Annotated in this window: 17 protein-coding genes; 6 read left to right on the top strand and 11 right to left on the bottom strand. The window is 61.2% G+C overall.

All coding sequences use genetic code 11. The annotated features are described in order from the left end of the window. Window positions 1-53 precede the first annotated feature (53 nt). The 4 genes from cobG to cobJ are packed head-to-tail and all read left to right on the top strand — an operon-like array spanning window position 54 to window position 4,408. Complete coding sequence (gene cobG / locus ACSAMW_RS12805) at window positions 54-1,373, top strand: precorrin-3B synthase (RefSeq protein ID WP_500590626.1); 1,320 nt, start codon at window positions 54-56, stop codon at window positions 1,371-1,373. Further along, window positions 1,366-1,992: a precorrin-8X methylmutase gene (locus tag ACSAMW_RS12800; RefSeq protein WP_500590625.1), complete on the top strand. Its 627-nt coding sequence runs from the start codon at window positions 1,366-1,368 to the stop codon at window positions 1,990-1,992. The genes cobG and ACSAMW_RS12800 overlap by 8 nt, the downstream gene beginning before the upstream one ends. After that, window positions 1,989-2,720 carry a precorrin-2 C(20)-methyltransferase gene (locus tag ACSAMW_RS12795; protein WP_500590624.1) on the top strand — a complete coding sequence of 244 codons (732 nt, stop codon included), beginning with the start codon at window positions 1,989-1,991 and terminating at the stop codon, window positions 2,718-2,720. Before ACSAMW_RS12800 ends, ACSAMW_RS12795 begins: the two co-directional genes overlap by 4 nt. Next, window positions 2,717-4,408: a precorrin-3B C(17)-methyltransferase gene (cobJ, locus tag ACSAMW_RS12790; RefSeq protein WP_500590623.1), complete on the top strand. Its 1,692-nt coding sequence runs from the start codon at window positions 2,717-2,719 to the stop codon at window positions 4,406-4,408. Before ACSAMW_RS12795 ends, cobJ begins: the two co-directional genes overlap by 4 nt. Window positions 4,409-4,645: 237 nt before the next feature. Here the strand turns inward: cobJ and ACSAMW_RS12785 are convergent, their stop codons facing one another. From ACSAMW_RS12785 to ACSAMW_RS12735, 11 genes are all read right to left on the bottom strand, one after another. Then, on the bottom strand, window positions 4,646-7,423 hold the full coding sequence (locus ACSAMW_RS12785) for a response regulator (RefSeq protein WP_500594034.1): 2,778 nt from the start codon (window positions 7,421-7,423) through the stop codon (window positions 4,646-4,648). A 136-nt stretch (window positions 7,424-7,559) separates the two neighbouring features. Next, window positions 7,560-8,849, bottom strand: a complete 1,290-nt coding sequence (gene purD / locus ACSAMW_RS12780; protein ID WP_500590622.1) for a phosphoribosylamine--glycine ligase — start codon at window positions 8,847-8,849, stop codon at window positions 7,560-7,562. 169 nt (window positions 8,850-9,018) lie between these two features. Then, a complete protein-coding gene (gene purH / locus ACSAMW_RS12775) occupies window positions 9,019-10,626 on the bottom strand; it encodes a bifunctional phosphoribosylaminoimidazolecarboxamide formyltransferase/IMP cyclohydrolase (RefSeq protein ID WP_500590621.1) in 1,608 nt (535 codons plus the stop codon). Between the two features lie 73 nt (window positions 10,627-10,699). Beyond that, window positions 10,700-11,020, bottom strand: a complete 321-nt coding sequence (gene fis, locus ACSAMW_RS12770; RefSeq protein ID WP_168082787.1) for a DNA-binding transcriptional regulator Fis — start codon at window positions 11,018-11,020, stop codon at window positions 10,700-10,702. Continuing rightward, complete coding sequence (gene dusB, locus ACSAMW_RS12765) at window positions 11,017-12,030, bottom strand: tRNA dihydrouridine synthase DusB (protein ID WP_500590620.1); 1,014 nt, start codon at window positions 12,028-12,030, stop codon at window positions 11,017-11,019. Before dusB ends, fis begins: the two co-directional genes overlap by 4 nt. 152 nt (window positions 12,031-12,182) lie before the next feature. Continuing rightward, entirely contained in the window at window positions 12,183-13,325 is a 1,143-nt protein-coding gene (locus tag ACSAMW_RS12760) for a DUF3426 domain-containing protein (RefSeq protein ID WP_500590619.1), read from the bottom strand. A 47-nt stretch (window positions 13,326-13,372) separates the two neighbouring features. Then, a complete protein-coding gene (gene prmA / locus ACSAMW_RS12755) occupies window positions 13,373-14,254 on the bottom strand; it encodes a 50S ribosomal protein L11 methyltransferase (RefSeq protein ID WP_500590618.1) in 882 nt (293 codons plus the stop codon). Between the two features lie 178 nt (window positions 14,255-14,432). Next, complete coding sequence (accC, locus tag ACSAMW_RS12750; protein WP_168082779.1) at window positions 14,433-15,785, bottom strand: acetyl-CoA carboxylase biotin carboxylase subunit; 1,353 nt, start codon at window positions 15,783-15,785, stop codon at window positions 14,433-14,435. Between the two features lie 17 nt (window positions 15,786-15,802). Next, on the bottom strand, window positions 15,803-16,264 hold the full coding sequence (gene accB / locus ACSAMW_RS12745) for an acetyl-CoA carboxylase biotin carboxyl carrier protein (RefSeq protein ID WP_500590617.1): 462 nt from the start codon (window positions 16,262-16,264) through the stop codon (window positions 15,803-15,805). Between the two features lie 442 nt (window positions 16,265-16,706). Next, the gene (gene dsbD / locus ACSAMW_RS12740) at window positions 16,707-18,488 is read right to left on the bottom strand and encodes a protein-disulfide reductase DsbD (protein WP_500590616.1); all 1,782 of its coding nucleotides are present in this window, start codon (window positions 18,486-18,488) and stop codon (window positions 16,707-16,709) included. A 76-nt stretch (window positions 18,489-18,564) separates the two neighbouring features. Further along, complete coding sequence (locus ACSAMW_RS12735; protein ID WP_500590615.1) at window positions 18,565-20,196, bottom strand: diguanylate cyclase; 1,632 nt, start codon at window positions 20,194-20,196, stop codon at window positions 18,565-18,567. Window positions 20,197-20,428: 232 nt separating this feature from the next. Here ACSAMW_RS12735 and ACSAMW_RS12730 point away from each other — a divergent pair, with 232 nt between their 5' ends. Together ACSAMW_RS12730 and ACSAMW_RS12725 are read left to right on the top strand one after the other, a co-directional pair. Next, complete coding sequence (locus ACSAMW_RS12730; RefSeq protein ID WP_500590614.1) at window positions 20,429-21,508, top strand: DUF2333 family protein; 1,080 nt, start codon at window positions 20,429-20,431, stop codon at window positions 21,506-21,508. A gap of 8 nt (window positions 21,509-21,516) precedes the next feature. Then, window positions 21,517-22,059 carry an NUDIX hydrolase gene (locus ACSAMW_RS12725; protein ID WP_500590613.1) on the top strand — a complete coding sequence of 181 codons (543 nt, stop codon included), beginning with the start codon at window positions 21,517-21,519 and terminating at the stop codon, window positions 22,057-22,059. Window positions 22,060-22,133 lie beyond the last annotated feature (74 nt).

Genomic DNA, 22,133 nt, shown 5'->3' with positions numbered 1-22,133 from the left:
AATACCGCGCACTTCTGCTCAGAAGTGCCTTTCGACGATTGCCGGGTGATCTTTTGAACAAGCCATTGCCGGCCCCCTTGCCTGCTGCACTACCCAGAACATCGGCTTGCCCGGGGTTGCTGCGTATCGTTGCCGCGCGTGATGGCGGGCTATGCCGCATCAAGCTGCCAGGCGGCGTCATCACCGCCGACGGCGCAGAGGCCGTGGCCGATGCCGCGCGGCAGTTTGGCAACGGTTCAGTGGAGCTCACTAACCGCGCCAACGTGCAGTTACGGGGCATTACACCGGCCAATCAAGACCGGCTGATAGCCCAGGTGATGGCGGCAGGCCTGGGCCCCGCGTCTGCCGGGGCCGATGATGTACGCAACCTGATGCTCAGCCCCATGGCCGGGCTTGACCCTTCGGCGGCACTGGACACTCGGCCCTTGGCGGCCGAGCTGCTGCAGACGCTGGAGCAACGCCCGCATTATCACCAGTTGTCCCCCAAGTTCGCCCTTCAGCTGGACGGCGGCGAAGCCCTGGCCGAACTGCAGCATGCCCACGACCTATGGCTGTCGCCGCTCTGGTTGCACGGGGAACTTCACCTGGCGCTTGGGCTGGCCAGCGCGATCGGCAATGCCCTGCCTGTGGCCGCCGTACCTTTCACACAGGGTGTGGCCCTAGGGCTGGCCGTACTGGACCGTTTTCTGGCCTTGGCCGGCCCTGCACCGGGCCGAATGCGAGAGGTGTTGGAGCACTACCCAGCCTCGGCACTGCTGGAAGGCTTGGACGTATACCAAGGCCCGTTCGGCGCGTTGCCACCCCGTGTTGTACCTCCAGCGCTAGGGCTGCACCCGCAGAAACAGGCCGGGCAGGTGTCGGTGGGGGTATCGCCGGCACTGGGCCGCCTTCCTGCCGACGCACTGAGCGCCTTGGCACGGTTGTCCTGTGAGGTTGCCCAGGGTGAACTGCGCCTTACCCCATGGCAGGGCGTGATAATACCGGGCGTTGCCAAGGCTCAGGCCCAGGCTGTACAAGCCCAGGCGCAGGCACTGGGCCTGTTGGTGGACCACCGGCAACCCCTGGCCGGGCTAGTGGCCTGCACGGGGTCAGCCGGGTGCCAGCGCGGGTTGGCAGATACCAAGGCCGATGCCCGTCAGCTGGCGACTCTGCTCGGCCGTGCCCTACCAGTACACCTCACCGGCTGCACCCGGTCATGCGCCTACCCCTCGGTGGCACCCATGACACTGCTGGCGGTGTCCCCCGGCCGATACGACCTCTTCTCCCGCGACCCACACTTGCCTGGCTTTGGCCGGCCGCTGGGTCAGGACCTTACTGTGCAAGACGCAGCGATGCAGATCGCTGCCTGCTCACGGAGCACCTTTGATGATTGATTACATTCGCGATGGCCAGGCGATCTATCGCAACTCCTTTGCCATCATTCGGGCCGAGGCGGACCTGAGCCATATCCCGGCCGACCTGGAAAAGCTTGCCGTACGGGTGATCCATGCCTGTGGAATGGTCGATGTGGTACAGGACCTTCAATTTTCCCCTGGTGCCGGTACGGCCGGCCGCCAGGCGATTGCGGCAGGTGCGCCGATCCTGTGCGACGCACACATGGTGGCCGAGGGCGTGACCCGTGCCCGGCTGCCGGCCAATAACCCGGTGATCTGTACGCTCAAGGACGAACGTGTACCCGGCATGGCCAAGGAGCAGGGCAATACCCGCTCGGCGGTCGCGCTGGAGCTCTGGCGTCCCCTGCTAGAAGGCAGCGTGGTCGTGATCGGTAACGCACCTACTGCGCTATTTCACTTGCTGGACATGATTGACGCAGGCGCCCCCCGCCCCGCACTGATACTGGGGTTCCCGGTAGGCTTCGTAGGCGCGGCTGAATCCAAGGCCATGCTGGCAGCCGATAGCCGGGGCATTCCTTTTGTAGTGGTCAATGGCCGACGTGGCGGCAGTGCCATGGCGGCAGCGGCGGTCAATGCGCTTGCCACGGAGGTGGAATGATGCCACTGGGTCGCCTGTTCGGCCTGGGCGTCGGTCCAGGGGACCCCGAGCTGATCACTGTGAAAGCCCTGCGGGTGTTACGTGAGGCGCCGGTGGTGGCGTACTTCGTTGCCAAGGGCAAAAAGGGCAATGCCTTCGGCATTATCGAAAGCCACCTGCAGCCCGCGCAAACCCTGTTGCCGCTGGTCTACCCGGTCACTACCGAAGCGCTGCCGGCGCCATTGTCCTATGAGCAGGTGATTTCGGACTTCTACGATCAGGCCAGTGTTGACGTGGCAGCGCACCTTGAAGCTGGGCGAGACGTGGCGGTGATTTGCGAAGGCGACCCCATGTTCTATGGCTCTTACATGTACCTACACGATCGCCTGGCTGAACGCTATACCACCGAAGTCATTCCAGGGGTGTGTTCCATGCTGGGGGGCGCGGCAGTGCTGGGTGCGCCCTTGGTCTACCGTAACCAGAGCCTGTCCGTGCTGTCCGGCGTGTTGCCCGCCGAGGAGCTCAAGCGGCGGCTGGCCGATGCCGAGGCAGCTGTGATCATGAAGCTGGGGCGCAACCTGCCCAAGGTACGGCAGGTACTGATGGAACTGGGGCTGGGCGACCGTGCCCTGTACGTGGAAAGGGCCACCATGGCCAACCAGAAGGTTGTGCCGTTGGCGGAGGTAGACCCTATGTCGTCGCCGTATTTCTCACTGGTGATCGTGCCTGGCGAACGGTGGCAGGGATGAGCGGCACGCAGCGAATCGCCATTATTGTGCTGGGAGCCTCGGCCTTGCCCGTAGCCCGGCGTATTCAGGCGTTCCTTCCACAAGCCCATGTGCTTGGCCTGGAAGGGCGTGCAGCTGCCGCCGACGTGACCTATACGGCGTTTGGTGACACCGTTCGCGCGTTGTACCGCGAGGGGACAGGCATCGTTGCCTTGTGTGCCGCTGGGATCGTGATTCGGGCGCTGGCCAGCGTTCTGGAAGAAAAGGGCAGCGAGCCGCCAGTGCTGGCCGTGGCCGAAGACGGCAGTGCGGTGGTGCCACTGCTGGGCGGCCTGGGTGGAGTGAATCGGCTGGCAAAGGACATTGCCCAGGCGCTGGGCGTTGACCCGGCGATCACGACCAGTGGTGAACTACGCTTCGGTACCTGCCTGCTCAACCCACCCCAAGGGTATGTGCTGGCTGACCTTGAACAAGGCAAGCATTTTGTTTCGGACGTGCTGGCAGGCCAGCCTGTGCGGGTCGAAGGGGCCGCGCCCTGGCTGGCAGGCGCCACGCTTGTCAAGCAGGCAGACGCACGGCTCGCTATCCGCGTTAGCCCTTGGCTGGCCCAAAGCGTTGATGCGTTGTTGATCCATCCCAAGTGTGTCGCGGCCCTGGTGCAAACCGCCGAGGGGGATATTGCGGGGCAGGTGGCCAAAGCATTAAGTGAGGCAGGCCTGGCACCTGCTGCGCTGGCGTGCCTGTTGGCCCCCCAAACCCTGATGGGCAAGGCCGCGCTTGAAGATGCAGCCCACATGTTGAATGCAGGGCTTCGCTTCATTCGAGCCGGGCAGTCCGCCGAGGGCCTGCTGGGTGAGGTGCCAGGTGCAAGTCAGGTAGTACACGGCGACATCACCTTGGTCATCGGTACAGAACCCTTGCAGCTAGACACGCTGGGGCAGCGTCGAGGCCGCCTGGCGGTGGTAGGGCTTGGCCCCGGTGCAAGGGCGTTCATGGTGCCAGCGGTGCAGGCCGAACTGGCGGGCGCACAGGATATTCTGGGCTATGAAACCTATGTGAACATGGCCGGGCCGTTCCGCCCTGAACAGGTACTGCACTGTACGGATAACCGCGAAGAGCTGCAGCGTGCGCGGCATGCCCTGGAACTGGCTGCCACGGGGCGTTCGGTCGTGGTGGTATCGTCTGGCGACCCTGGGGTGTTTGCCATGGCGTCCGCTGTGCTCGAAGCCCTGGAGGCGGCGGCTGACCCGGCACTGCATGCTGTAGAACTGGTCATGCTGCCCGGTGTATCGGCCTCGCTGGCCACGGCAGCACTGGCCGGAGCGCCCTTGGGCCATGACTTCTGCATGATCTCCCTATCGGACAACCTCAAGCCTTGGTCGGTTATCGAAGCACGGCTCGACCTGGCCGGCCAGGCTGACTTGGCCATGGCGTTCTATAACCCGATTTCCCGGTCGCGCCCCTGGCAGCTAGGGCAGGCACTGGAGGTGGTTCGTCGGCACCGGGGGCCCGCTACCCCTGTGGTACTGGGCCGGGATGTAGCACGGCCGGCCCAGCGGTTAACCGTGGTCACCTTGGGCGAACTGACACCGGAGATGGTGGATATGCGCACCATGGTACTGGTGGGGTCGTCTACAACGCGCGTGATACCACGAGCAGAAGGGCCGCCCTGGGTGTATACACCGCGTTGGTACCCTCAGGCGCCCTGAGCCAGACACGGGTCTATCCTGACCTGGTTCAATCCCGATGCTAAGGCGCGTGCTAGCACTTCACAACCGGCGCTCACCTTTTTCAGGGATTGAACCATCGTGACGGCTTCGCAAGACATCACGCTCGAACAAGCCGCTGTCGTGGGTCATGGTTTTCTGGGTTTAAGTAAAGGCATGTCGGCCGACGAGGCAAGATCACGCGCAGGTGCCGCCCCCTTTGGCTACCCCTTAGCCCAGCTAGCCCCGTTCGACCTCGTTGGCGCTGCTGTCGCGGCGAGCCACCCAGTGGTCGATCAGTTCTCGCAACTGGGACATCTCTACCGGCTTGGCCATATGACCGTCCATGCCTGCCACCCTAGCCCGTTCCTTGTGCTCGCTAAGGATATGCGCCGTGAGTGCAACGACCGGCGTACGTTCGCGGCGGGTACCCAGTTCCCAGGCACGCAATTGCTGGGTGGCACTGAAGCCATCCAGTACAGGCATTTCGCAATCCATTAATACCAGGTCATAGCGCCGAGCCTTCATGGCTTGCAGGGCCTCTTCGCCATTGCTGGCGGTATCTGGCTGCAGGTTGAGCTTGCCGAGCATGCCGCGTATCACTTTGGTGGAAATGCTGTTGTCCTCGGCCACCAGAATGCGGAAGTCTGCAGGCACGCCGGGCTCTTCGGAGGCTTGCCGGGCGGGTGCTGCCGACAGGTGCGCTTCGGCCAGGGTGCGATGGGACAGTTCGTCAGCCAAGGTGGTACGCAATGTGTAGCCAGCCACGGGTTTGGCAAGAATGCGCTTTACACCGGCATTGCGTGCAATCACTTTGCTGGGCGCATTGCTGATCCCTGTCAGCATGATGATCAGAATGTCGTGATTCAGGCTGGGGTCTTCCTTGATTTTTGTAGCTAACTGCATACCGGTCATGCCTGGCATGTTCTGGTCCAGCAGCACCACGTCGAAATAGTCACGTAAGTGTGCCTTGGTCCGCAGCAGTGCCAGGGCTTCCTTGCCAGAGGAGGCCGCGCTCACATTCAGGCCCCAGGCAGTGCACTGCTGTACCAGCACCTTGCGGCAGGTGTCATTGTCATCCACTACCAGAACGCGTGCGTCCTTGAGGCTGCTGTCCAGGTCGGGGTGAGGCTGCTCCATGCGCTGCGCGTCCAGCGGCAGGGTAAGCCAGAAGGTACTGCCCTGATGGGCACCGCTTTTGATACCGAATTCTCCGTTCATCAACCCAATCAGCTGCCGTGCGATAAGCAGGCCGAGGTGGCTGCTTCCCGGCTTGTTGGTAGTGAGCAGGTCCTGGCTGCGCAGTTCGGCATGAAGCAGCGCGTCACGCTCCTCAGGAGGAAGGGGGTCACCACTGTCCTGTACGGCGATACGCAGGCGAGGCGCGCCTCCCCGCTGGTCCAAGGCAGCGGCTACCAGTACTTCGCCACCGTCGGTCTTTTTCAGTGCGTTATCCAGCATGGCCAGCAGCGCCTGGCGCAGGCGCATGGGGTCGCCACTGATGACGCGCGGTACTTGTGGCTGGGTAAAGCTGATGAGCTCTACATTTTGCTGCTCGGCCCGCCCGCGATAAATGCTCAGGCATTCTTCCATGAGCGCGTTGAGGTCGAATTGCACGTCGTCCAGTTCGATCTGGCCCGACTCGATCTTGGAAATGTCGAGAATGTCATTGATCAGGGTCAGCAGCTCATTGCCGGCCCCATGAATAGTCTGTACGTAGTCGCGTTGCTTGACCGACAGCGGCGTCCCCAGCAGCAGCTCAGTCATGCCCAGCACACCATTCATGGGGGTGCGTATCTCGTGGCTCAGCTTGGCCAGAAACTCTGCCTTGGCGTTGGTTTCGGCGGTGGAGGCTGCCAACGCCCTGCTGGCACTGTAGCGGTCCTCGTTGATGCGCCGCAGGCGTGTAGTCAACGCCAGGTTCAACATGCCACCGCTACACACTGCACAGGCGAGCATGCCAAAGATCAACCACTGTACGGGGGTGCGGGTAAGCACAAGCGTGGCCGGCAATACCACCAGGAACCCAATGCTGCACAATGCCATGGCCAGTGTGAACAACCGCGCAGGTGGATAACCGCGATACCAATGGCGGGCTGCTACCACCAGCATGCATAGGCATGTGGCAGCCACCGCAGCGTAGGCGGTGAAGTTGAGTGGCAAGTTGGCAAGGAACATCAAAAGCACGCCAGCCAGGGCGATCACGCCCATAAGCCCTGTAACCAGGCGGTTGAGCCGCGGAGAGGGGCGGGCAGCGAAGAAGCGTAGGGTATACATGAGTGCACATTCGGCACCTAGCAACATAGCGAAATAGGCAGCCGGCGTACGCGCGGTGTTCCAGGGTGCAATCCAGGGGTGGCCCAGGTTGACCAGAATCAAGGCGCTGGCCAGTACCAATGCTTGGCATGCGGCTAACCATAGGCTGCTGGCGGAACGATTAAAGGCATACCGTGCAAGGTTATGCAGAATCAACATGGCCATGCAGCCTAGCAGCACGCCGAACAACAGCGTCTGGTTCTGGTGGGCGGCTGCCTGGATGGCAGGCTCCAGTATGATACCTGGGCGCACCTGATGCTCGGTCATCAGCCGCAGGTAGATGTCCACCGGCGCCTGGTTGATGGGCAAGGGCAACAGCAGGTCGCCACTCTTGGGTAGCGGTGCTTCCCCCACGGTGTCATAGCCATTGCGGCTGTGTTGCAGCAACTGATCATTGGCAAAGGTGTACAGGTCGAACCGTGAAAGGTCGGGCGCGAACAGGCGGATGATCTGCTCGTGGGAAGACGGGGGCAGGCGGTAGTGAAGCCAGAGGGCACTACGAGGGGGCGCGGCATCGATCTGGCGCAGGTCTATGGGCGCAAACTGGCTTTGATAGCGCTCTGAGCGTATATCACTGATCTGAAGCGCGGCCTGGTCATCAACAAAGATGGCCCAGCCGGTGCCTTGCTCGGCATAGGCGGGCGTCAGGCTGGAAACCAGCAGCCCGACGATGAAAAGCAAGGCAATCCTGAGCCGATGCACGGGCAATTCCCTGTCCTGGATAAGCGTGTACTGAGTATAACCGCGCCTGAGCCAGACCGGTTCGCGGGCTGCCAGAATGCATGAAAGCGCCCCGCAAGACAGGCTGCAAGGCGCTTTTCGTGGCTATTTGGACCGGTCAGCCTTCACCGCGTTCACGGGCAATGGCACGATAGCCGATGTCCGTACGGTAGAAGCTGCCCTTCCAGCTGACGTTGGAAGCCAAGGCATAGGCCTGTTGCTGTGCCTCGCCTACCGTGGTGCCCAGTGCCGTGGCACAGAGCACACGACCGCCGGCGGTTACGACTTCGCCGTTCGCAAGTGCAGTGCCTGCGTGGAATACCTTGCCCGGCAGTTGCGAGGCCGCGCCCAGCCCCCCTATGACGTCGCCCTTGGCATAGTCCCCAGGGTAACCACCAGCAGCCAGTACGATGCCCAGGCTAGGGCGAGGGTCCCACTGCGCTTCGATCTTGTTCAGCGCCTTGGCCAGCGCAGCTTCCACCAGTAACACCAGGCTTGACTGGAGGCGGAGCATGATCGGTTGCGTTTCGGGGTCACCGAAGCGGCAATTGAATTCGATGACCTTGGGGTTACCCGCCGTGTCGATCATCAAACCGGCATACAGGAAGCCGGTATAGGTATTGCCCTCGGCCGCCATGCCTTTGACCGTGGGCCAGATGACCTGGTCCATGACCCGTTGATGCACGTCATCCGTTACCACGGGGGCAGGAGAATAGGCACCCATGCCGCCGGTGTTCGGCCCAGTATCGGCATCCCCTACGCGCTTATGGTCCTGGCTGGTCGCCATTGGCAGCACGTTGTTGCCGTCCACCATTACAATGAAGCTGGCTTCTTCGCCGTCCAGGAATTCCTCGATCACCACGCGGGAGCCTGCCTCGCCGAAAGCGTTGCCGGCCAGCATATCGCGCACGGCCGCTTCGGCTTCCTCAAGCGTCATGGCAACGATGACACCTTTGCCCGCCGCCAAGCCATCCGCCTTGATCACGATCGGGGCACCTTGTTCGCGAAGGTAGGCCATAGCATGTTCGACTTCGGTGAAATTCTGGTAATTGGCGGTAGGGATGTTATGCCGGGCCAGGAAATCCTTAGTGAAGGCCTTGGAGCCTTCCAGTTGCGCGGCACCGGCGGTGGGGCCAAAGCAGTCCAGGCCACGCTGGCGGAACAGGTCCACTACACCGGCCACCAAGGGCGCTTCAGGGCCGACGATGGTCAGCTGTACATTCTTTTCAGCAAAGTCTGCCAGTTGCTCAAGGGCCAGTACATCAATGGCCACGTTCTCGCATTTGGCCTCGGTCGCAGTACCGGCGTTGCCGGGGGCCACGAATACCTTCTGGATGCGCGGATCCTGCGCTACTTTCCACGCCAGCGCGTGCTCACGCCCGCCGCTGCCGATGATCAATACGTTCATATCCAATTCCTTAGCGGTAGAGGCGACTTGCAGTCGCTACCAGACAAGGTCGTGATGCCGTAGGTAGCTGCAAGGCGGCGTCGTTTTCCGGAAGCGGAGTTGCCTGGTGGCAATGAGCATTCCGGGAAGCGGCGCCAACACAGCAGATGCCTACGTCAGCGCGGCCGTCTCAATGTCTAAAATGGCGCATGCCGGTAAACACCATGGCAATCCCCGCCTCATCCGCGGCGGCAATCACTTCGGCGTCGCGCATGGAACCGCCTGGCTGAATCACGGCACGGATGCCTGCCTTGGCCGCGTTGTCGATGCCATCGCGGAACGGGAAGAAGGCGTCGGACGCCATCACTGCACCTTCCACTGGCAGGCCGGCATGTTCGGCCTTGATGGCGGCGATACGTGCGGAATTGACGCGGCTCATCTGGCCGGCACCTACCCCGATGGTCTGCCGGTTGCGGGCGTACACGATAGCGTTGGACTTCACGTATTTGGCCACTTTCCACGCGAAGATCAGGTCATGGATTTCCTGTTCAGTAGGCGCACGCTGGGTCACCACTTTCAGGTCCTCGGCCTTGATCATGCCGATGTCACGGCTTTGCACCAACAGGCCGCCGGTCACCCGCTTGAAGTCCCAGGCCGCTGCCCGTGCCTCCGGCCATTGGCCACAGGTGAGCAGGCGTACATTGGCTTTGGCAGCCACCACTGCACGGGCTTCGGCGCTCACGCTTGGGGCAATGATGACTTCGACGAACTGGCGATCAACGATGGCCTGGGCCGTCGCCGCATCAAGTTCGCGGTTAAAGGCGATGATACCGCCGAATGCCGACTCGCTATCGGTGGCATACGCCAGCTCGTACGCCTGGCGAATACCGCCTTCGGCATCCGGGCACACAGCCACGCCACAGGGGTTGGCATGCTTGACGATGACGCAGGCCGGTTTCACGAAGCTTTTCACGCATTCCAGCGCGGCGTCCGTGTCGGCCACATTGTTGTAGGACAGTTCCTTGCCCTGCAATTGCACAGCGGTTGCGATACCGGCTTCGGCAGGTTTGGCTTCCACATAGAAAGCCGCCTTCTGGTGTGGGTTTTCGCCGTAGCGCATGCCTTGAGCCTTGATGAACTGGCTGCTGAAGGTGCGCGGGAACTCGTCACGGCCCTCGCTGGACAAGGTGCTGGCCTGCTGATCGACTGTACCAAAGTAGTTGGCGATCATGCCGTCATAGGCCGAGGTATGCTCGAACGCTTTGAGCATAAGGTCGAAACGCTGGGCGTAGGTCAGGCCACCCGCTTTGAGGCTATCGATCACCGCCTCGTAGTCGCTGACGTTGACGACGATGGCAACGTCTTTGTGATTCTTCGCAGCAGAGCGGACCATGGTCGGGCCGCCGATGTCGATATTTTCGACCGCTGTGGCCAGGTCGCAGCCTGGCTTGGCAACTGTGGCTTCGAAGGGGTAGAGATTGACCGCAACCAGGTCGATGGGGCCAATGGCGTGCTCGGCCATTACCGCATCATCTACCCCGCGACGCCCCAGGATTCCGCCATGAATCTTGGGGTGCAGGGTTTTTACCCGCCCATCCATCATTTCCGGGAAACCGGTGTAGTCGGCTACTTCCACAGCAGTCACGCCGTTGTCACGCAGCAGCTTGAAGGTGCCGCCTGTAGAAAGGATTTCCACGCCGAGCGCTTCGAGCTCACGGGCAAACGCCAGGATGCCGGTTTTGTCGGACACGCTGATCAAGGCACGGCGTATCGGCAGGCGGGTGGTCTGGTCGGTCATTTCGATTTCCATTCAGAGCGATTAGCAAAAAAGGCGAGCTGCATGCAGTCGCCTTTTCGGAATGTCGTACAGCTCAGAGCAGATCGTACTGCTTGAGCTTCTTTCGCAGGGTTCCTCGATTCAGGCCCAACATCTCGCTGGCCTTGGTCTGGTTGCCCTTGACGTAGTTCATGACGGTTTCGAGCAGAGGGGCTTCGACTTCGGAGAGCACCAGGTTGTAGACGTCGGTGACAGAAGCGCCTTCAAGGTGTGCGAAATAATTGTGCAGCGCTTTTTCCACATTTCCGCGAAGTGTCTGCCCTTCTTCGGACGGCGTGTTGAGGTGCTGCTTCAGGTTGACGTTATCGCTCACAGGCGTTGTTCCACTCACTAAAGTCTCGGTCATCATCGTCATGCGGCCACCCCTTCTCCATCCTTTGCTTCAAGGTTCTTGTCGTGTTCGCGGAAAAACTCGCGAACCCTGGCGCACTGTGCTGTTGTCTCTTCCAAACCATTGAAGCCTGCGCGAAATTCGCGGCCGCCAGGCAAGGTTGCCAGGTACCAGCCCACATGCTTGCGGGCAATGCGCACGCCCATCACATCCCCGTAGAACGCATGCAACGCGGCCAGGTGGTCCAGCAGGATGCGTTCCACTTCTTCCAGCCCAGGCGCCGGGAGGTAATCACCGGTGCGCAGGTAGTGCTCGATTTCCCGAAAGATCCACGGCCGCCCTTGGGCCGCCCTGCCGATCAGCAGGCCGTCGGCACCTGTGTATCGCAATACCTCGGCGGCTTTGGCCGGGGAGGTGATATCGCCGTTGGCAAAGACAGGCATGGAAACGGCCTGCTTGATCAGGGCGATGGTGTCGTACTCGGCGCTGCCCTTGTACAGGTCGGCACGGGTGCGGCCATGCACGGCAAGCGCGCTGATGCCCGATTGCTCGGCGATTTTGGCCACTGCCAAACCATTACGGTTATCGTGGTCCCACCCGGTGCGTATCTTGAGCGTGACGGGCACATCCACAGCACGCACCACGGCCTCGAGAATCTCTGCCACCAAGGCTTCATCCCGCAGCAGGGCGGAGCCAGCTGCCTTGTTGCACACCTTTTTCGCCGGGCAACCCATGTTGATGTCGATGATCTGTGCACCCGCCTCGACGTTCGCCTTTGCAGCGGCGGCCAGCATCTGTGCATCGCCACCGGCGATCTGCACGGAACGCGGTTCCGGGTCGCCTTCGTGAATCCTGCGCAAGCGGGATTTGCGGCTGTTCCACAGAGACATATCTGCAGTGACCATTTCTGATACCACAAGCCCAGCGCCTAAACGCCGGCACAACTGGCGAAAGGGTTGGTCGGTGACACCTGCCATAGGAGCAAGTATCAAGCCGTTGCTGAGGGTGTAGGGGCCGATGCGTACCGCCGACATAGGTGTTTTACCCGTGGTGAGGCCGGATTCGTACGAAGCCTGGAGTTCGAAAAAGGGAACGCATGATACCCGCTCTGAATGACCGGATAAAGGTCAAACTGGATAAAATCTGAACAGTGGCAGGCTTATAGCCAACCGGTTGGACAGGTGGCTCATTCGGGTGAGTGGAAGGACAAACTGTAGTTAACCGCTCGCTTGCCGGGGTCGAGAATATCGAGCGCGATATGAATGGGGATCTGAGGTGGCATTTCGCCTTGCCCGGCCAGGTCTCCGCTCAGATACTCCGAAGGCTTGAAACGACGGCTGGCGATCATTTTGTTATTGATGTCAGCAAAGCGCAGTTCCAGCAGCGGGAAGGGTTGGCCGAATGGCGCCCGGTTATAAATGATCGCATCGACTACCAGGGCACCAGCGAACGTGGGGTGGCTACGCACTACCAGGTTGCTGCTGCGAATCAGATGGATATCCACGCGTGAAGGCACGGTACAGCCAAGCATTGGGCACAGGGATACAAACCAGGGGCGGTAGCTGTCCTGTCGCGCCAACTCATCGAAATGGAAGGCCACGTACTGGCCTATAAGCGCCAGTGCAGCCACCAGGCTCAAGCCTGCCCACAGCCACCGCTTGCCTGGGGAGCGCTGTGGCGTTTCCCATTGCAGCTGCAACGGCTCCTTGTGCAGGTCTGGCAGGTATTCGTCATGAAGTTCGGGTTCGTTACGGGAACCGGATTCCGGGGTGCGGTGCAGCACTACGGCAGGTTCGGCCTTGGGCGTACGGCGCCGATCGGTGGCCGCTGGCCCGTCGCCTGCGGCAGGTTCGCTGTGGTCGCCCAAGCGGGGCTCTTCGCGCATGTTATCTGCCAGCGTTACCGCGGTGTGGTCGTGGCTGGAATGCTGGTGATCACCGAAGGGCTCGTCTGGCCAATCCTCGGCCTGGTCCCGCTGTGCGCTTAGAATCGAAGAGGGCGCCGCCTGCTTTTTCGAAGGTGCAGGCCGGCGTTCCAGCCTGGCCAGTTCATGGTCCAGGTCCAGTTGTTCAAGGTCTGCGCCCTCGGCCTGCCACTGTGCCGGAGGCCGTGGCAGGTGGGGTACCGGCTCGGTGTCCGCTGCGGGGCTGGCTGACGCAGAGGCCAGCACTGGCTGGCCGGTGCTTTGCTCAAGCAGTTGCCGGGCAGCGTTGAACACCTGCTTACATGCGCCGCAGCGCACAGCACCTCGCGCCACGCTCAACTGATTGTGGCTAACCTTGAAGCTGGTACGGCAATGCGGGCATTGGGTGACGAAGCTTTCGCTCATGCGCGGGTCCGGCTCTGGCAGGTAATGTTGATAGGGGCGCCTTCGGTTTAGGCGCGACGGCGCCCACTGATGCGAACCCAGCCATCGCGTTCGGCGATGGGGTCCAGTTCAAAGGCTTCGGTGTAGGCGGCTGCCACCTCCTTGCCCTGTTCGGCCAGAATGCCTGAGAGCGCCAGCAGCCCACCCGGCCGTACATGGGACGCCAGGGTTGGCGCCAAAGACACCAGGGGGCCCGCCAGTATGTTCGCGACCAGCACGTCGGCCTGCAACGCCGGCATGTGCTCGGGTAGGTGCAGGTCCAGCCGGTGATCAGCGATCCTGTTGCGGCTCGCGTTGTCGCGAGAGGCCTCCAAGGCCTGTACATCAATGTCGGTACCCACGGCTTTCTCGGCACCTAGCAGCAGTGCTGCGATGGCGAGAATGCCCGAGCCGCAGCCGAAGTCCAACACATGAGTGCCTGCCAGGGCCTGGCCATCGAGCCATTCCAGGCACAGGGCCGTGGTGGGGTGGGTGCCAGTGCCGAAGGCCAGGCCAGGGTCCAGCAGCAGGTTTACAGCGCCAGGCTCCGGAGCGTCGTGCCAGCTTGGCACAATCCATAGCCGTTGGCCGAAACGCATGGGATGGAAGTTGTCCATCCAGCTGCGCTCCCAGTCCTGGTCTTCAATCACTTCAGCGTGGTGTTCGGGCAATTCGGCGCTGGTAAGCAAGCGCAGGTGGGCAAATACCGCGTCGGGCGATGTGTCGGCTTCGAACAATGCCAGAAGATGGGTGTGGCTCCACAGGGGTGTGGTGTTGAGGTCCGGCTCGAAAATCGGCTGGTCTTCGGCATCCATGAAGGTGACCGAGACCGCGCCAATGTCCAGTAGCGCGTCCTCATAGGTTTCGGCCTGTTCCGGGCCAATGGCCAGGCGAACTTGAAGCCAGGGCATGTTGTATTCCTTTGCGCGTGCCCGCCAAAGCGGGCCAGGTAAAGGGCGGCAGTGTACTGCACACGGCTGGCTTGGGGTATGGCCGCTTGCCAGTGAAGGCTTACACGCCGCCAATAAAAACCCCGGCGCGATGGCCGGGGTTCGAAGGGCGTTGACGGCTGGAGAGGCGCGGTGACGCTTAACGCGCTTTTTCTTCAGCCAGCTTGTGCTCAAGGTAGTGAATATTTACACCCCCTTTGCAGAAGCCCTCGTCACGCACCAGGTCGCGATGCAGCGGAATGTTGGTCTTGATGCCGTCTACCACGATCTCGTCCAGGGCATTGCGCATGCGGGCCATGGCCTCATCCCGATCCTTGCCATAGGTGATCAGCTTGCCGATCAGCGAGTCGTAGTTCGGCGGCACCGCATAGCCGCTGTACAGGTGCGAATCCACACGCACACCGTTGCCACCAGGGGCATGGAAGTGCTTGACCGTGCCTGGGCTCGGAATGAAGGTGCGTGGATCTTCAGCGTTGATGCGGCACTCTAGCGAATGGCCACGAATCACCACGTCGTCCTGGGTGAAGGAAAGCTTGTTGCCAGCAGCAATGCTGAGCATCTCCTTCACGATATCGATACCGGTGACCATTTCGGAAACCGGGTGCTCGACCTGAACGCGGGTGTTCATTTCGATGAAGTAGAAACGGCCGTCTTCGTACAGGAACTCGAAGGTGCCGGCGCCCCGGTAGCCGATCTCGATGCAGGCCTTGACGCAGCGAGCCAGCACTTCCTGGCGGGCAGCCTCATCGATGCCGGGTGCTGGTGCTTCTTCCAGGACCTTCTGGTGACGGCGCTGCAGCGAGCAATCGCGATCACCCAGGTGAACGGCCTGGCCTTGCCCATCGGACAATACCTGCACTTCCACATGGCGTGGGTTGGTGAGGAATTTCTCCAGGTACACCATGGGGTTGCCAAAGGCCGTGCCCGCTTCGTTACGGGTGAGTTTGGCCGAAGCGATCAGGTCTTCTTCCTTGTGCACCACGCGCATGCCGCGACCGCCGCCGCCGCCTGCTGCCTTGATAATCACCGGGTAGCCCACTTCGCGGCCGATGCGCAGCGCTTCTTCTTCGTCTTCGGGCAGTGGGCCGTCCGAGCCCGGCACCGTGGGAACGCCTGTACGCTTCATGGCGTCCTTGGCCGACACCTTGTCGCCCATCAGGCGGATGGTATCGGCCTTGGGCCCGATGAAGGCGAAGCCGGACTTCTCTACCTGCTCGGCAAAGTCGGCGTTTTCTGCCAGAAAGCCGTAGCCGGGGTGGATGGCCGTGGCGCCAGTGACCTCTGCAGCGGCGATGATGGCCGGGATATGCAGGTAGGACTTTCCGGCAGGTGCCGGGCCAATGCACACAGACTCGTCTGCCAGGCCCAAATGCATCAGTTCACGGTCGGCGGTCGAATAAACCGCGACGGTCTTGACGCCCAACTCCTTGCAGGCACGCAAGATGCGAAGGGCGATCTCGCCGCGGTTGGCGATCAGTACTTTTTCCAACATCGGAGGCACTCCGCGGTTCAAACGATGGTGAACAGCGGCTGGTCGAACTCAACCGGCTGCCCGTCTTCCACCAAAATGGACTCGATGACGCCACTGGTTTCGGCTTCGATGTGATTCATCATTTTCATGGCTTCGACGATGCACAGGGTGTCGCCCTTCTTCACGGTCTGGCCGACTTCTGCAAAGTTTGGAGACGCAGGGGAGGGCTTGCGATAGAACGTGCCGACCATGGGTGAGCGTGCAACGGTGCCATTGAGTTTTGGTGCGGCTGCGGTTTCTGCAGCAGCAGTAGCCACTGGAGCGGCTGCCGGGGCAGGTGCAGCAGCAGGAGCCATTTGCTGTGGTGCATAGAACTGCTGGGCAGGTGCCTTGCTGTGACGGCTGATCCGTACAGACTCCTCGCCTTCCTTGATTTCCAGCTCATCAATGCCGGACTCTTCCAGCAGCTCGATCAGTTTCTTGACTTTACGAATATCCATGAACTCAACTCCCGCATGGGTCAGGGGTTTTAAGGCAAAAGGGTTCAGATGATCCTGAATGGCCTGGCAGCCCGGTCGGTCGACATCGGCACTGTTGGCCATATGCTGGTAGCCTGCACAAAGCAGCCAACCGGCGAATACGTATGTCCTTGATCGCGCCTCGACAAATGGCGCGTCAGAGTGTGGGATGCCCCTTGGGGCCGCCACGTCACTTCTGAATGCAATGCCAGCGGAACCCATGCCGCACTGGGCACTGGAAAGCGGGGCGGCATGACCATCATCGATTGACCCTTTTGAAGGTTCTTGTAATAGCGTGAGGGGGCGACTATGCCCAATCAGTGCGCGCGTGTCCAGTTTGCCGCAGCTACAAGCACGTTTGCCGAGAATGCCGACATTTATGTGACTGGCCTGCTCACCTTGGTCATGGAGGAGGGAAAATGGTCTATTGCGGCACCTTGGCCAGGAAACCTGCCAGGTTTATTTCACCAACGACTCGCGATTCCCGAACTTCGCTGCCATTGGGGCCAAAGAATTGGATAACGGGTGGGCCGAACAGCCCATACTGGTCGAGCAGCGCACGTTGTGCAGCGGTATTGCGGGTGATGTCGAGGCGCACCTTGCGATACTCCTTGAGCTTGGCAAGGGTCGGGGCCTGATTGAGTACTTCGCGTTCGATCACCTTGCAACTGATGCACCAGTCTGCGTACCAGTCCACGACAACAGGGCTGCCCTCTGCAGCCGCATCTGCCAGTGCCTGCTCAAGGGCAGGCACTTCAGTGATGGACTGCCAGGCCTGTATGTCAGGTGCAGCCAGGGCGGCAGCGTTGCCTGCAGCCAGAGGGCGCAGCGGGTCGTTGCTTCCGCTGAGGGCACCGATCCAGCAGGCGATGCCATAGCACAGGCACAACAGGCCGACCAATTGACGTAACCGCGGCAGTGTCTGCTTCAGCGGTGAAAGGTCCAGTGCACCGAGGAAAAGCCCTGTGCCAGCCGCCAGCAGGCCCACGAGCAACAAGGTGATAGGGCCCGGTAGTACGCGGCTTAGCAATGCAATGGCCAGCCCCAGCAGCAATACCCCTATGGCGTTCTTTACCGTGACCAGCCATGGCCCGCTTTTGGGCAGCCAGGCGGCGCCGCCCGTGCCAATCACCACCAGTGGCGTGCCCATGCCAAAGCCCAGGGCCAGCAATTTCAAGCCCCCACCCACTGCGTCGCCGCTGGCGCTTATATAGAGCAGGGCACCGGCCAGTGGCGCGGACACACAGGGCGATACCAATAAGCTGGACAGTACGCCCAACGCGGCAGCGCCTAGCAACGAGCCTCCCTGAGTGCGGCTGGCCTTATGGTCGAGCCAGTCGTTGAGCCTGCGTGGAAGCTTGAGCTCGAATGCACCGAACATGGCTAGGGCAAACACGCCGAAGAAGCAGGCGAAAGGCACCAGCACCCAGGCCGACTGCAGCCGTGCCTGCAGGTTGAGGCTGGCCCCGAATACGCCCATCAGCGCGCCGAGTGCCGCAAAGCAGGCGGCCATGGGCAGCGTGTAAGCCAGAGACAGGCTCAGGCCGCGCAGCCCACCCACTTGGCCGCGCAATACCACGCCTGAAAGAATCGGCAGCATGGGCAGTACACAGGGGGTGAACGTCAGCCCCAGCCCTGCCAGGAAGAACACGGCCAGCTCGCGCCATGTCCAAGGCGCTGCCGATGGCTGGGTAGCCACTGCCGCATCGCCTGCAAGCGAAGAGGCTACAGACGCATCCCCCTCAAGTGCGGGTATGGCCAAGCGCTCGGTTTCCGGTGGATAGCAAAGACCTTTGTCAGCGCAGCCTTGATAGGTGACCACCAGGGTGAACGCCGTACCGGCTTCAGCGGGGCGGGGCACGTCTACATCCAGGATATTGTGGTACACCTCCACGTCACCGAAGTACTCGTCGTGCTTGCGCTCTCCTGCGGGCAGTTGTGGTTGACCCAAGGGAACACCGGCAGGCTCGGTAGTGATCTGCAACCGATGGCGGTACAGGTAATAGCCCTCGGCGGCCACGAAGCGCAACCGAATCGAATGGGCTGGCGCGTCTACGCGGCTGAGCTGAAACGCCTGACGAACAGGAAGAAACGACTCGCCACCTACCGAAGGTGCGCCAAGCACGGCGCTGGGCCGGTCGCCTAGCAGGTCGGCAGCGGCCGGGAGGGTTAACAGTAACAAGAAGGCAAGCAATAGCTGGCGCATAGCGGGCTCGATAGGGCGAATCGGCTGGCATGATAACCAGCCGTGGCGTGCCAGCCGAATACAGTGTGTTACTAAATTAGAAAATACCGGGTTCCGGCGCTGTTGAAATTCGATTGCGCCCTTGGTGTTTGGCGCGGTACAGCGCTGCATCGGCTTGGGATGCGAGTGAGTTACCGCTCATGCCCGGTCGCACCATGGCAACCCCGCCGCTAAAGGTACAACTGACCCCTTTGGGTTGGGCGGGGAACTGGAGGGCAGAGAAGCGTTGCAGGATGTCCTCCAGCACCTTGAGGGCGCAGCCCAATGTGGTGTTTGGCATCACCACGGCAAACTCTTCGCCCCCGTAGCGCCCGATAAGGTCGGTTGTGCGCAACCGGTGCTTGAGAAACAGCGACAGGCTTTTTATCACCCGGTCACCCAAGGCATGGCCATGGCTGTCATTGAGTCGCTTGAAGTGATCAATGTCGAGCATGGCGAACACCAGTGGCTGACAGTCGCGCTGGGCCCTGTCGCAGGCGTCGTCGAGTTCACGGAGAATATAAGTATGGTTGTACAGGCCTGTGAGGCTGTCACGAACCATTCTGGCATGCAGGCTGCGCGCGCGGGCTGCACGGTTGCGCACTACCGTTACCAGTTGGCGTGAGCTGATAGGTTTGGTGAGGAAATCATCGCCTGCCTCACTCATAGCATCCAGCTGTTTGTCCGTATCCCCCTCGGCAGACAGGTAAACGATGGGAACGCTTACATAGCGGTCATTATGACGAATAGCTTGAGCAAGCTCGGTGCCTGTGCAATCGGGCATGTACATGTCCAGAATGATCAGGTCTGGCTGAAAGTCGGCCAGTGCCGCCATGGTCTCAAGCGGGTCGTTGAGGCTGCGCGTTACCATGCCTACGTTGTTCAACAAGCGTTCGGTATGCCTGGCCTGGGCTGATGAATCATCGATTACCAAAACGCGAAAAGGCTGCCAAGGGCCTTCGTTGAGCAGGGGTTCGAGCGCTTCGAGCGTATTCCAGGCTTCCAGTGGCCCACTGATAAAGGCCCGACCGCCGGCTTTCACAGCCTCCAGGCGAACCCGTGTGTCAGGTTCTGCAAGGCTATGGAACACCAGTGCGATGGATTCGCCTCCTAGCTGTCGCAAGCGTGCACCGAGCAGCAAACCTTTGCCTGTGCCTGAAAAGTCAATGTCCAGCACCACCGCCACAGGCGGGTACTCGCGAACGCAGGAGAGCAGCGCGGCCGCGCTGTCCAGGGATTGTGCCTCACAGCCAAAGATGCCCAGCTGGCGAGCCAGGTGCTGGCTGGCCTCGGGGTCATCCAGCAGCAGTGCCACAGGCCGCCTGGGGGCTGGAAGCCGGGCGGTATCTTCCACGCTGTCAGAGGCACGCAAAGCGCTGGCCGCTACGCGGCGCATGAGATCATTCATGCGTTGCAGCGACGGGCTGTCCAGGCGGTTCTTGCTTAAGGTAACGCCAGCGAGCGCCGCATGGGCCTCATGGGCCAGCACCAGGTGGGCACGGTCTTCGTAACGCTCGGCGAAGCGTTGCCACCTCAACACGGCATCTTCAAGTTGCAGCTGTGCATCAGGCGTCCAACGCTGGTATTGCAAACGCTGCCACAGCTGCAGAACGTCACGGGACTGATGTGTCACGCGCTGCGCAAAATGCACCCGCATAGGATGCTCGCTGACGTTATCGGTAAAGCTCATGGGCGAACATCGGAGAAATGGTGGCCGTATGCTAGCACTTCCGAGGGGCGTGATGCTTTGATTGTCATAAAACTCCCGCCGTTGCGTTGCCAAGCCTGCGGGTGTCTACTGCCACAAGGTGCCTTATAGTGCACCGGCAGGGGCGATGTGCTGCTGCCTGGCCATGCGCTGCTGGCACCATAGCGAGCACGTGCGGTCGAACCGTTGACTCGAAAGCCTGAAGGACAGCCTGATGCTCGATTGGAAGAAACGCACCGATACCCCTGAATCGCCTGCCGCAGCGCAATCCGGGCATCGTACCGAACGGGCCGGGCGAGGTTACTGGAAGAGCCTGCTGCTCAGCCGCGCCTTGATCGCCGTAGTGGGGATCTACTTGCTGGTCACGATAGTGCTAGGTGTTTATTGGAGCCGTGAACCGGACCTGTTCCCGGTCCAGCAGGACGCTCAGGCCGCTATCCAGCGCGAAGGCCGTCAGATGGTGGTGGGTTTCACCACAGTCGAAACGCTCAAGGAAGTGGCCAGTACGCTTCTGAACAAGCCGGGTGGTTACCTCTCAAATGACCGCCTGCCCCCAGGCGTATGGCTGGACAACATGCCCAGCTGGGAATATGGCGTACTGGTACAGGTACGAGACCTGAGCCGCGCTCTACGCAAGGACTTCGCCCGTTCACAGTCGCAGTCTACCGAAGACGGGGACCTGGCCCGTGCCGAGCCACGCTTCAACTTTGACAACAAGAGCTGGGTGCTGCCTTCGAGCGAATCCGAGTTCACCGAGGGCCTCAAGTCCCTTACCAACTACCAGCGCCGCCTTACGGACCAGAACCCTAACGCTTTCTTCTATGCCCGTGCCGACAACCTCAACAACTGGCTAGGCGATGTATCCACTCGCCTGGGTTCGCTGTCCCAGCGGCTGTCGGCCAGCGTGGGCCGTGTCAAGCTCGATACCACGGTGAAGGTGGAAACCTTTGCACCCGGCAGTGCGCCTCAGCTGGAAGAGCAGTTTGTAGAAACGCCTTGGTTGCAGATCGACAATGTGTTCTACGAGGCCCGTGGTGAGGCTTGGGCGCTGTCCCACCTCTTGCGCGCCATCGAAGTGGACTTTGCCGATGTGCTAGCCAAGAAAAACGCCACGGTGAGTGTGCGGCAGATCATCCGCGAACTGGAAGCCTCACAGGCGCCTCTGTGGAGCCCGGTCATTCTCAACGGCAGTGGCTTTGGCATCTTTGCCAACCATTCGCTGGTCATGGCCAACTACATCTCGCGTGCGAACGCCGCGGTACTGGACCTGCGTCAGTTGCTGTCCCAAGGGTGAAACAGGGTATGCCATGCACGGCAGCTGAAGCGGCCCACCGCGCCGCTTCGGACCTCGAAATCATTGCCTGGGTAGATGAGCAGGACCAGTTCCTGGGTGGGCTGCCCCGGGCAGAATTGCGCACACGTGGGCTGATCGGCCGGGGCACATTCGTCGTGCTATTCGATAGTCAAGGCAGGCTGTGTGCCCAACAACGCACCCTGAGCAAAGCGGTTTACCCAGGCTATTGGGACGCGGCGGCTGGCGGCATGGTGCAGGTAGATGAGAGCTACGCGCTGTCCGCCGAGCGCGAACTGGCCGAGGAGTTGGGCGTCACCGGTGTGCCGCTTCACGATCATGGCCGGTTTCTATTCGATGCGCCGGGCAACCGATTATGGTGTGGGGTATTTTCCGCCGTATGGGATGGCCCGCTGACCTTGCAACCAGAAGAGATCAGCCAGGTGTGCTTTGTTCACCCCGAGGAACTGGTGCGCCGCGCCATGGATGAGCCATGGTGCCCAGACTCGCTTGAGGCACTGCGGCGCTATTTTCCACAATTTGCAGCGTTATAAGCCACGCAGGCCAAACCGTCATGCGGTGTGGCTACTCTGACGTATGAATTTGTACAAATTACGTGCGCCAGCCC

It is taken from the genome of Pseudomonas sp. AB39(2026), assembly GCF_059831485.1.
Note: the sequence above shows the minus strand (reverse complement) of the source record. Positions and strands in the feature narration are given on the sequence as shown.